Below are 11,085 nucleotides of genomic sequence, written 5' to 3' on the forward strand. Positions count from 1 at the left end.
GTATGGGCGCCGGCCCAGTCCAGCTCGACTGGCTTGCCGTCCGCCGCCGGAAAATGCAGCGTCGCGCCATTGTAGCGGGCGACGCCGAAGCGCATGCCCTTGGGCGAGAACGCCAGCCCTTCTACCGAACGCGGATGCATGAATTCTTTAGTCTTGCCGTCGGCAAAGCGCACAAAGGCGATTTTGCCCGAGGCATAGGCCACGGCGCCTTGTGGTCCGGCGGCGACGCTGGTGATCCATTTTTTCCCGGCGCTTGCCAATTCTGACGCATTGCCGCCGGCGATAACCGAAAAAATCTTGCCGTCCTCGCCGCCGGTGATCAGCCGGTCGTTGGCCGCATCGTGGAACGCGGCGAGCAGCCCGTCATTGGCCTGCGCCGTCTTGTGGCCATGGTCCAGCCGATGGATTGTGCCGTCGGCCAGTGCGAAATGCGGTACGTCGCCAAGGAAGACGGCGGCGATGCAATGACCCTGGAGATCAAGTGGGGCGACTGTGGGCATGGCTATCGTGGTTCACAGCTAGACGGGATTGCAGGGGCGGTTCAGGCGGCTTACTCGACGTTTGCGGTTCCGGCAACCATGAGGATCTGCATCGAAACCACAATTGTGGCGACTCCGATCGTCAAAACAGTCCCTTGGCCCGCAGACCAGCTGCGAAGGTCGCCAATGGCATCACCAAGGTCAAATCCTGGCCTTGGAGGCTCTCGGCACCATAGCTGGCATACAACCGTGCTGCCCGCTCGTTCTTGGCGTCGATGATGAGCAGGATGCCGCCGCCCTCACCTGCAAGCCGCAGGCAGCGCAACGCTGCGGCGGCTAGCAGCTGACCTCCGAGCCCTTGCCCGGCGACGGCGCGGGCGGTCGCAAGCCGGGCAAGCTTGAAGCCGGAACCTCGTGTCGCGCCAAGCCTCTCGTCATGGCGTCGGGCACTGCTTCATGAGCTACAGCGGAAGGGGCGATTGTATAGAAACCGAGGAGCCGGTCCGAAGCCGCGTTGTCGATTGCACAGAAGGTCTTGGCCGCGTTCTGATCGTGGCTCTGCCGCGCGAACCGACGCAGAAATCGTTCATCTGCGCATCACCGCAACCGAAAGAAACCCGATCGTGGCGTTTCGCAATCGACTCCTCTTGCCAGAACGGAAGCGTCACACAGTATCCGGCAAGGCAGCGATCGCCGCTCGCAACCTAGCGCTGGGTTTCGGCGGGTTCTCAAGTAGGTCAAGGATTGGACGCCCTCATCACCTCGGCAGCTTCGATCACGGCCTGCGCTTCGGGTACGATCTTGTCGAGGATGAAATCGGCCATGTCCTTGTGCGACAGCGCAGCTGCGCGGGCGATGATCGCCTTCTGTGCCGGTGGAATGCGTATCTGATAACGTTCGGTTTTATCGTCGGCGGATCTGGAGATAATCTGTCCTCTTTTGCACTTCTGTACACATGATATGTGTACAGAAGGCAGTAACCAACCCCTATTCGGTCCGTTACGCCTGGCAGGCGTCGAAGCTCTTCTTAAGGCGCTCGGCATCGAGCTCGCGGCCGATGAACACCAGCCGGCTCTCGTGCTTCTCGCCGTCCTTCCAGGCGCGCTGGTGGTCGCCCTCGATGATCATGTGGACGCCCTGGATAACGTAGCGCTCGTCATCGCCCTTGAGCGCGATGATGCCCTTCAGCCGCAGGATGTTCGGGCCTTCCACCTGGGTGATCTTCTCGATCCACGGGAAGAACTTCTTCGGGTCCATCTCGCCGCCGCGCAGCGACACCGATTGCACCGTCACGTCATGGATATCGGAAGGGTGCGTGTGATGATGGTGGTCATGCCCGTCATGGTGATGATGCCCATCATGATCGTGATGGTCATGGTCATGATGATCATGGTCGTCATGCGCCTCGAGGAAGTGCGGATCGTTCTCCAGCGCTCGGGAAAGATCGAAGGCGCCACGGTCGAGCACCTCGGACAGCGCCAGGCCGGCGCGGGTGGTGCGATGGATCCTGGCCGCCGGGTTTATCGCGCGGATCGTCGCCTCGACCTTGCTCAGTTCCTCCGGCGTGACGAGATCGGTCTTGTTGAGCACGACAACATCGGCAAAGGCGATCTGGTCCTCGGCTTCGCGGGAATCCTTCAGCCGCAACGGCAGGTGCTTGGCGTCGACCAGCGCCACCACGGCGTCGAGCCTGGTCTTGGAGCGCACATCGTCGTCCATGAAGAAGGTCTGCGCCACAGGCACCGGATCGGCGAGGCCGGTCGTCTCCACCACGATGGCGTCTAAACGGCCCGGCCGGCGCATCAGCCCCTCGACAACGCGGATCAGGTCGCCGCGCACCGTGCAGCAGACGCAGCCATTGTTCATCTCGTAGATTTCCTCGTCGGATTCCACGATCAGCTCGTTGTCGATGCCGATCTCGCCGAACTCATTGACGATGACGGCGTAGCGCTTGCCGTGGTTTTCCGAAAGGATGCGGTTGAGCAGCGTCGTCTTGCCGGCGCCGAGATAGCCGGTGAGAACGGTTACGGGGATCTGCGTCGTCTGTGCATCGCTCATGTTGGGCCTCGAAAAGGATTGTTGGCTCCATATAGGATGTGCGCCGTGCTTTTGCACGCGGCAAACCGATGGGCCAAACACCAACATTGCCGGCTTTCCCAACATCGCTGAACTTTCATTAGCGCTGGCGGATTTCACTGCCTAGATAAGAACAAGGCAGCTTGCTCGAAAGAAACCAAAAGAGGCGCCGAATGTCCGACAAACCGTCCCCGTTGAGCCGGCGTCAGGCGCTCGGCTTCATTGCCGTCAGCGCCGGCGGCGGCGTCTTCCTTCCGGGCATCGCGCTGGCTCAGCATGCCTCGCCCTATGTCGGGCTTGCCCTGTTCGATAGCGGTGCCGGCGTTTGCGCGATCACGCCGGAAGCGACTGAGGGGCCGTTCTATTTCGACCCGAAGCTCCAGCGCGCCGATATCACCGAAGGCAAAGCGGGCATTGCTCTCAATGTGCGGCTGCAGGTGGTCGACGCGGCCTGCCGACCGCTTGCCGGCGCGCGTGTCGACATCTGGCATTGCGACGCGCAAGGGCATTATTCAGGCTATCGGGGACAAGGCGACGGCCAGGACGTCGATACGTCAGGCCAGAGTTTTCTGCGCGGTTGGCAAAAGACCGACGAGAGCGGTATCGTCTCGTTCGCCACCATCTATCCCGGCTGGTATCGCGGCCGCACCACCCACATCCACTTCAAGGTCTTCCCCAACGCTAATTCGGTGATGACCGGCCAGCTGTTTTTCCCCGATAGTCTGAGCGAGCAGATATTCACCACTGTCGCGCCTTACACCGACCGGTCCGGCAAGCGCGATACGTCGAATGCCAGGGACGGCATCGCGCGGCGCGCTGGGCCGCTGTCGCAGGCGGCGCTGCGCGAGGTGGCGGAGGCCTACCAAGCCTTGATGATCGTCGCGATGAAGGCTGGTTGAGTCTCGTCGTGTGTGGAGTGCTCCGCTGCAAGCGTCCACCTCTACCGAAAAGTCGTTTGTCATCTAACTGAAATAAACATCTGGCATTAGCCACCGCGGACACCGCATTGCTTGCCGGCAAAGCTGTTTTGCAAAGCCGGATCTTTGATCGTCGATTGCCAACCGGGCGGCTGCCTCTATGCTGTCCGCACCGGTTCGGCCGAAGAGGGATGACCATGGCCAAGGCGGACAAGACTGCGACAATGAGCCGGCTGCATTCGGCGGCGCGGCTGGCACGTACTGCGCTGGCGGCGCGGCTTCTAGGGCACGGCTTCTATGCCGGTCAGGACCAGATCATGCTCGCGCTCGACCGTGAGGACGGGCAGACGCCCGGCAATCTTGCCGGTCGCCTCGGTGTGCGCCCGCCGACCATCACCAAGACCATCAACCGGCTGCAGGCGCAGGGCTTCCTGGAAAAGCGCGCCTCTTCCGCCGATGCCCGCCAGGCCCATATCTTTCTGACCGACACGGGCCGCGAAATCATTCATGCCATCGAGAAATCGGTGAAGAAGACCGAGAAGCAGGCGCTGAAGGGTCTCGATAAAAAGGACCAGAAGGCGCTATTCAAGCTGCTCGCCCGCGTTGAGGCGAACCTCTCGAACGGCGAGATGGTTCTCGTCGACGATGAGATCGACGCCGACGATTGATCAGCGGCTGACGCCATCAGGCAGCGGCTGCTGACGATCCATGGACCAATGCCGACCAGCGGCCCGGCGTGACACCGAACGCTTTCTTGAAATGTCTGTTGAAATGACTTTGGTCGCTGAACCCGGCCGCTATCGCGATCTGCGCCAGTGGCTCGCTTGCCTCGATCATGCGGCGTGCTCGTTGAAGCCGGCGCATCAAGAGAAAGCGATGCGGGCTGGTGGAGAAGGCAGCACGGAAATGCCGCGATAGGGCGTAGCGATCCAGCCCGGTGATCGCCTCCAACTCGTCGGAGCGGACGATACGGAAAACATTCTCTTCCAGATAGTCGCGCGCCAGGCTGGCCGCGCGCCATGCTGTCCTTGGGATCGGTTTCGCCGGCAGGCCTGCATGCCGTGCCAGGCTTCGCATCAGCTGCGCAATGAAGTCGGCGACAAAGAGATCGTCCAGCTTCTGGTCCAAAGGCCCCAGCGCCGAAAGCAGCCTCGTGCGGAAGACAGGATCCGTCACCACGGCATCCCTGACGAAAGGCAGCGATGCGTCGATCGTATCAAGGCAGTCCAGCACGACGGACGGCACCAGATAAAGCATCCTGTAACGCAGGCCCTCTTCGGTGCCGGCACCGCCGTCGTGCAATTCGTCGGGATGGAGCACGATAATCTGGCCGGGCAGGCTATGATGCGACGCGCCGCGATAACGGAAACTCTGGACGCCATGCAGTGTCACGCCGATGGCGTAGGTATCGTGACGATGGAGATCGAACGCGCTGCCGTGGAACCGGGCCTCGATACGCTCCATGCCGGCGGAATCGGGTGCCGAGATGACGCAGTTCTCAGCCGCGTCAACGCACAAACGTCCAAGACCTTGGAAGGCCTCGCCATCTAGACTGTGTGACATCGCTTCACTCACAAACCTCGAATGGCAAATGTCTCATGTTCGACACGAAATTTGCAATCGTGCTGCAGGACGACCTTCCCGTCTGGCAAAAGCTCAATGTCACCGCCTTCCTGACCAGCGGTATCGTTGCGCAGTATAGCGACATCATCGGCGAACCCTATCGCGACCGCGCCGGCAATATCTACAATCCGCTCTCGATCCAGCCGGTCATCGTGCTTTCGGCCGATCGCCCGACGCTCAGTGCGATCCACCGGCGGGCGCTGGACCGCGGTGTGACGACCTCGCTCTACGTCGACGAAATGTTTTCGACCGGCCACGACGCGGCGAACCGCGCCGTCTTTGCCGAATTCGCACCCGACGACGCCAAGGTCGTCGGCATCGCGGTGCGTACCGAAAAGAAGCTTGTCGACAAGATCACCAGGGGCGCCCGTATGCATCCCTAGTGCACGTAGTCAGCTGATGTCAGCCTCCTCTGGCTTGCCGGCAGGTGACATTTGCCTCAAAGGTAGGGCTCTGCCCTGCTTCCATCCGGCCTGAAATTGAGTGCTCTCCCAAGACAAGACGAAAGCGCGACGCCTCCGGCGGCGATCCTCTGCATGCGTTCCGTCTATGTATTTTTCACCTTCCTCGACACCAGCAGCAAATATCTTGTCATGGCCGGCGTCTCGGCGCTGATCGTCGCCTGGGCTCGCTTCGCCGTCCATGTCGTGCTTGTCGGTGTCTTTCTGCGTGGATGGCGCGAGCCGGCGCGCTTTCGCGCCAACAATCTGCCGGCGCATATCCTGCGCGGCGCCTTCCTGTTCGGATCGACCATTTGCAACGTCATGGCGCTGCGAACCTTGCAGCTGGCCGAAACCACATCGATCTATTTCTTCGCGCCGATGGTGATCACAGCAATCGCCGGTCCTTTGCTCGGTGAATGGGCTGGCTGGCGGCGCTGGCTGGCAATCCTGAGCGGCTTCGTCGGCGTCCTCATCATCACCCGGCCAGGCGTTGGCGTCTTTGGCGTCGGCCATCTCTTCGCGCTCGGCTCGATGCTGTCGAACTGTTTTTACGTCATCATGACGCGGCGCATGTCGGCCACGGAAACCTCGGAGAGCCTCATTCTCTTTTCGGCGCTGGCGCCGGCGGTACTTCTCCTGCCGATGCTGCCGTTTTCGCTTTCGCTGCCGCAGGATAGCTGGCACTGGTTCATCCTGCTGATGCTTGGCGTCTTTGGCGCAATCGGCCACTGGCTCCTGGTTCAGGCCTATCGTCTTGCCACCACCACGGCATTGGCTCCCTATCCCTATTCACAGATGATCTGGATGGTCATTGCCGGCTGGATTGTCTTCAACCAGTTTCCGGACCGCTGGACGCTCGTCGGGGCGATCGTCATCGTCGCCAGCGGCCTTTATATCGTCCATCGCGAGCACCGGCTTCGCGTGCGCAACCGCGCCGCCCTCGACGTCGAGGTGGAAGCGCTGGCAAAAAAACTTTGATTTGTTCCGGAAGGGTGGCATAAGGCCGCGTTTAAACTGTTTAGATCATGATCCCGAAAGTGGCATCCGGTTTTCGCTGGAGATCATGGATCAGCTCTAGATCGTCGGGGGAGCGCAAGGCGCTGGCACAGAAGATCAAGCTTTCGACGATCGCGGATGCGCTCGGTGTGTCCACGGCCACGGTCTCGCTGGCTCTGCGCGACAGTCCGCTGGTTGCCGGAAACACCCGCGACCGCATCAAGGAACATGCCCGCGCCATCGGCTATATCTACAATCGCCGTGCCGCCAGCCTGCGCACCTCGCGTTCGGGCATCGTCGGTGTCGTCGTTCACGACATCATGAACCCGTTCTTCGCCGAGATACTGCGCTCGATCGAAAGCGAGCTCGATCGCAGCCGGCAGACCTTCATCCTGTCGAACCATTACGACCAGCTTGAGAAGCAGCGCACCTTCATCGACACGCTTTTGCAGCTCGGCGCCGACGGCGTCATCATGTCGCCGGCCATCGGCACGCCGCCCGAAGACATATTCATGGCCGAGGAAAACGGCCTGCCCGCGGTGCTGATCGCGCGCTCCGTCGAAGGCGCCGACGTGCCGGTGTTTCGCGGCGACGATGCCTACGGCACTGGGCTTGCCACCAACCATCTGATCTCGCTCGGCCATAAGCGCATCGCCATGGTCGGCGGCACCGACCAGACCTCGACCGGCCGCGATCGCTACCAGGGCTATGTCAACGCTATGGAGTCGGCCGGGCTGGAGGTCAGGCCGTCCTGGCGCATCGCCGGTCCGCGCACCAAGCAGGCCGGCTTCGAGGCCGCCGGGCAGTTCCTTGCGCTGAAGGACAAGCCGACCGCGGCCTGCTGCTGGAACGACCTCGTCGCCATCGGCCTGATGAACGGTATTGCACGCGCCGGGCTGGTGCCGGGCATTGACATCTCCGTCACCGGCTATGACGATCTCGAGGAGGCGGCGATCGCGACGCCGGCGCTGACCACCGTGTGGAACGGCCAGCGTGAAGTCGGCCGCCGCGCAGCCAGCGCGCTGCTCGACAAGCTCAATGGGCAGATGGTGCGGCCGTCGCAGGAACTGATCAAGCCGGAACTGCATGTGCGCCAGTCGACCGGCAAACCGGTGGAGCGTGAATGACAAAAGCCGAACAGCAGCAAGCAGTCGCCATTCTGGTGCCGGGCCAATTCAATGATCATGCGGTCGGTCGCATCGACCGGACGTTCAGCCGCGTCTGGATCGAACGGGCCGATGCGTCGCTGGTCACCGACGAGCTGCGCCGGACGGTGCGCGGCATTGCCGCCTTTGGCGGGATCAACGCAGCCCTCATCGACGCGCTGCCGAACCTCGAGATCATCGCCAATTTCGGCGTCGGCTATGATTCGGTCGATGCCCGTCACGCAGCACAGCGCGGTGTCATGGTCACCAACACGCCTGACGTGCTGACCGAGGAGGTCGCCGACACGGCGATCGGGCTTTTGATCAACACCATCCGCGATCTGCCGCGCGCCGAGACCTGGCTGCGCGACGGCAGTTGGGCACGCAACGGCAACTATCCGCTAAGCCGGCTGACTTTGCGCGGTCGCAGCGTTGGCATTTTCGGCATGGGCCGCATTGGTCTCGCCATTGCGCGCCGGCTAGAGGCCTTTGGGCTGCCGGTCGCCTATCACAATCGGCGCCGCGTCGAAGGCCTGGCATACGAATACCACGGCACGCTGAAAGGCCTTGCCGAGGCGGTCGATACGCTGATCTCGGTGGCGCCCGGCGGCGCCTCGACGGAAAAGGCGGTCAACGCCGAGATCCTGTCGGTGCTTGGCCCGAATGGCGTCTTCGTCAACATCGGTCGCGGCAGCACGGTGGACGAGGCAGCTCTTGCCGCAGCCCTAGCCAATGGCACCATCGCAGCTGCCGGGCTCGACGTCTTCGCCGATGAGCCGAACGTGTCGCCGGCGCTGCTCGCCGCTCCCAACACCACGCTTTTGCCCCATGTCGGCTCGGCTTCGGAACATACCCGCCGCGCCATGGCCGATCTGTGCGTCGACAATCTGATTTCCTGGTTTTCGGAAGGGAGGGCGCTGACTCCGGTGCCGGAAACGGAAAAGGTCAAGGCGCGCAGCTGAGTGGCACGCTTTCTAATTTGTTAACTACGGCTTAACGCTTTGAATCATTCTATATCTATCGCCAAACACCCGGAGAACGCAGATGAAAGCTCTTGCTGCATTGATGGCGGTGGCCGCGCTGTTCGGCAGCGTTCAGCTGTTTCACGGCGGCAGCGGCGAAGGCCGCACAGCCGCCGATGAGCTAACGCCGTCGCCCGACGACTACAGGCTGGTGGCCAATGGCGACGAAGCCTCCTGCGCGGTCAAGCGCGGCACTGAGATTTCGCATGGCCTTTCGCTGTTGACGGTCACTGCGAATTGCCGCCGGGTCTTGCCCGGCATCGAGCGCGCGAAATTCTGGCGTGAGCAGGATGACGGCACGGTCACCTTCAGCGCGAACGGCATCGACCCGATCGTCACTTTCGGCGTCGCCGACGGCGACGGTTATGAATCCTACGCGCCAGCCCTGCCGCTGCTGTCGCTGGCGGCCGGCAGCGATTGATGTTGACGTCTGACCGCTGAACTATTCCGCGGCGGCCCGCGTGCCGGATTTCGCTGCGGCGTGCAGGCGCACCGCGTCGCCGAAGGCGCGGAATATCCTTGCTGAGATGCTGTCCGACTTGACCCAGTATTCGGGATGCCACTGGACGCCGACGGCGAAAGCACGGGCGTCCCGCACCGAACCCGCCTCGACCGTGCCGTCAGTGGCGACCGCCTCTATCTGCAGCTTCGGGCCGAGCCGGTCGATGGCCTGGCGGTGCACCGAATTGACCATGATGTCGCCCGCTCCGAAGACGCCGGCGAGGCAGGTTCCAGGCTTGATCGAAATGGACTGGCGGATGGCGAAGCGTTCGTCCTGATTGTCGCTCGCCGGTGCGCGATGGTCCAGCGATCCCTCGCGCTCCTGAATCTCTGTGGCCAGCGTGCCGCCCAGCGCCACATTCATTTCCTGGATGCCGCGGCAGATGGCGAGCAGCGGCACGCCGCGCTCCACTGCCTTGCGGATCAACGGCAGCGTCGTCGCGTCGCGGGCAGGATCGTAGGGACCATTGGCCTCGCTGGCATCGCCGCCATAGAGCGAGGGATGGACATTGGGCTTCGAACCGGTGACCATGACGCCGTCGACCGATGACAGGAGTTCGTCGAAATCGAGCCGGTCGCCGAAGGACGGCACCAGCACCGGGAATACGCCGGCGCCCGAAAGCGCCGCCTCCAGATATTGCTGCGGAACGGCATGCCAGGTGTAGTTATCGAACTGGCGGACGTCGGTCGATATGGCGACGAGCGGCTGCTGCATTTTTGATCCGGGTTCCATTCAGTGCAGGGGCATATTCTGCCTTTAAAATAGGCGATCCGAAGGCGCTTTGCCATGACAAGTTCGGCATGTCGCATGGTCCACCGAAACGGCGTTAGACTTAAGTTGCAAGAGGTGCGTTCGCGCCGCGAATTTCGCGGAAACGCCGCCGGCAAAACCGGCTGCCATGGCTGGACTCGACTTCTTGCCCGTGTAATGTCTGCCGCGAAGCCGATCCGGGGCACAGAGCATTTCCCGAACGTCGGTCTATTGATCCAATAGGGAGGACTTCATGGATCGTCGATCATTCATCCGCAAGGCCGGCGCGACTGGTGTGGGCGCCGCGGCGGCTACAGCAGCGCTTGCCGCGCCGGCCATCGCCCAATCCAATCCGAAAGTGACATGGCGCCTGGCGTCGTCCTTCCCGAAATCTCTCGACACGATCTACGGCGGCGCCGAGGTCTTTTCCAAGATGCTTGCGGAGGCGACCGACGGCAACTTCCAGGTCCAGGTCTTCGCCGCAGGTGAACTCGTGCCCGGCCTGCAGGCCGCGGACGCCACCACCGCCGGCACCGTCGAGGCCTGCCATACGGTGGCATATTATTATTGGGGCAAGGACCCGACATGGGCGCTGGGCGCTGCGGTTCCGTTCTCGCTCAACGCGCGCGGCATCAATGCCTGGCATTACCACGGCGGCGGCATCGACCTGTTCAACGAGTTTCTCGCCACGCAGGGCCTTTTTGGCTTGCCGGGCGGCAATACCGGCGTGCAGATGGGCGGCTGGTTCCGCAAGGAGATCAACACCGTCGCCGACCTTTCGGGCCTCAAGATGCGCATCGGTGGCTTTGCCGGCAAAGTGGTGGAAAGGCTCGGCGTGGTGCCGCAGCAGATCGCCGGCGGCGACATCTATCCGGCGCTGGAAAAAGGCACCATAGACGCCGCCGAGTGGGTCGGCCCTTATGACGATGAGAAGCTCGGATTCTACAAGGTCGCGCCGAATTATTATTATCCCGGCTGGTGGGAAGGCGGGCCGACCGTCCATCTGATGTTCAACAAGGCGAAATACGAAGAGCTTTCACCGGCCTATAAGGCGCTGGTGCACACCGCCGCGCAAGCCGCCGACGCCAACATGCTGCAGAAATACGACTTTCTGAATCCGGCGGCCGTGAGG

11 protein-coding genes and 3 pseudogenes are annotated in these 11,085 nt (G+C 62.2%); 8 read left to right on the plus strand and 6 right to left on the minus strand.

The window, feature by feature from the left end; genetic code table 11:
• The 4 genes and pseudogenes from EOA86_RS07460 to EOA86_RS07475 all read right to left on the minus strand — a co-directional run.
• Positions 1–500: pseudogene (locus EOA86_RS07460) on the minus strand (WD40 repeat domain-containing protein); the annotation flags it as partial.
• A 121-nt stretch (positions 501–621) separates the two neighbouring features.
• Positions 622–1,147, minus strand: a pseudogene (locus EOA86_RS07465) (GNAT family N-acetyltransferase).
• Positions 1,144–1,405, minus strand: a pseudogene (locus tag EOA86_RS07470) (DUF1778 domain-containing protein). The pseudogenes EOA86_RS07465 and EOA86_RS07470 overlap by 4 nt, the downstream one beginning before the upstream one ends.
• A 73-nt stretch (positions 1,406–1,478) precedes the next feature.
• Positions 1,479–2,537: a GTP-binding protein gene (locus EOA86_RS07475; RefSeq protein ID WP_128341115.1), complete on the minus strand. Its 1,059-nt coding sequence runs from the start codon at positions 2,535–2,537 to the stop codon at positions 1,479–1,481.
• A 191-nt stretch (positions 2,538–2,728) separates the two neighbouring features.
• On the opposite strand from EOA86_RS07475, the gene EOA86_RS07480 reads away from it, so the two are divergent.
• Together EOA86_RS07480 and EOA86_RS07485 are read left to right on the plus strand one after the other, a co-directional pair.
• Positions 2,729–3,454, plus strand: coding sequence for an intradiol ring-cleavage dioxygenase (locus EOA86_RS07480; RefSeq protein WP_127211400.1), 726 nt, complete (start codon positions 2,729–2,731; stop codon positions 3,452–3,454).
• Between the two features lie 215 nt (positions 3,455–3,669).
• Entirely contained in the window at positions 3,670–4,140 is a 471-nt protein-coding gene (locus tag EOA86_RS07485; RefSeq protein ID WP_127211399.1) for a MarR family winged helix-turn-helix transcriptional regulator, read from the plus strand.
• A gap of 16 nt (positions 4,141–4,156) precedes the next feature.
• On the opposite strand, the gene EOA86_RS07490 is transcribed toward EOA86_RS07485, so the two are convergent.
• On the minus strand, positions 4,157–5,035 hold the full coding sequence (locus tag EOA86_RS07490) for an AraC family transcriptional regulator (RefSeq protein ID WP_128341116.1): 879 nt from the start codon (positions 5,033–5,035) through the stop codon (positions 4,157–4,159).
• Between the two features lie 35 nt (positions 5,036–5,070).
• Here EOA86_RS07490 and EOA86_RS07495 point away from each other — a divergent pair, with 35 nt between their 5' ends.
• The 5 genes from EOA86_RS07495 (at position 5,071) to EOA86_RS07515 (ending at position 9,122) form a co-directional block, all read left to right on the plus strand.
• Positions 5,071–5,478, plus strand: coding sequence for a DUF2000 family protein (locus tag EOA86_RS07495; protein WP_127211397.1), 408 nt, complete (start codon positions 5,071–5,073; stop codon positions 5,476–5,478).
• Between the two features lie 153 nt (positions 5,479–5,631).
• Complete coding sequence (locus EOA86_RS07500) at positions 5,632–6,516, plus strand: DMT family transporter (RefSeq protein WP_164891605.1); 885 nt, start codon at positions 5,632–5,634, stop codon at positions 6,514–6,516.
• Between the two features lie 122 nt (positions 6,517–6,638).
• Positions 6,639–7,661, plus strand: a complete 1,023-nt coding sequence (locus EOA86_RS07505) for a LacI family DNA-binding transcriptional regulator (protein WP_128341121.1) — start codon at positions 6,639–6,641, stop codon at positions 7,659–7,661.
• Entirely contained in the window at positions 7,658–8,641 is a 984-nt protein-coding gene (locus EOA86_RS07510; RefSeq protein ID WP_128341118.1) for a 2-hydroxyacid dehydrogenase, read from the plus strand. The genes EOA86_RS07505 and EOA86_RS07510 overlap by 4 nt, the downstream gene beginning before the upstream one ends.
• 82 nt (positions 8,642–8,723) lie before the next feature.
• Entirely contained in the window at positions 8,724–9,122 is a 399-nt protein-coding gene (locus EOA86_RS07515) for a hypothetical protein (protein ID WP_095517381.1), read from the plus strand.
• Between the two features lie 21 nt (positions 9,123–9,143).
• Here EOA86_RS07515 and EOA86_RS07520 read toward each other — a convergent pair whose 3' ends face one another.
• Positions 9,144–9,917, minus strand: coding sequence for a gamma-glutamyl-gamma-aminobutyrate hydrolase family protein (locus EOA86_RS07520; protein WP_128341119.1), 774 nt, complete (start codon positions 9,915–9,917; stop codon positions 9,144–9,146).
• Between the two features lie 289 nt (positions 9,918–10,206).
• Between EOA86_RS07520 and EOA86_RS07525 the strand changes: the two genes are divergently transcribed.
• The coding region (locus EOA86_RS07525; RefSeq protein ID WP_128341120.1) for a TRAP transporter substrate-binding protein at positions 10,207–11,085 on the plus strand (879 nt) is incomplete at its 3' end.

Origin of the sequence: Mesorhizobium sp. M5C.F.Ca.IN.020.32.2.1 (assembly GCF_004023105.1) — a bacterium.
Taxonomy (GTDB): Bacteria; Pseudomonadota; Alphaproteobacteria; order Rhizobiales; family Rhizobiaceae; genus Mesorhizobium; species Mesorhizobium wenxiniae.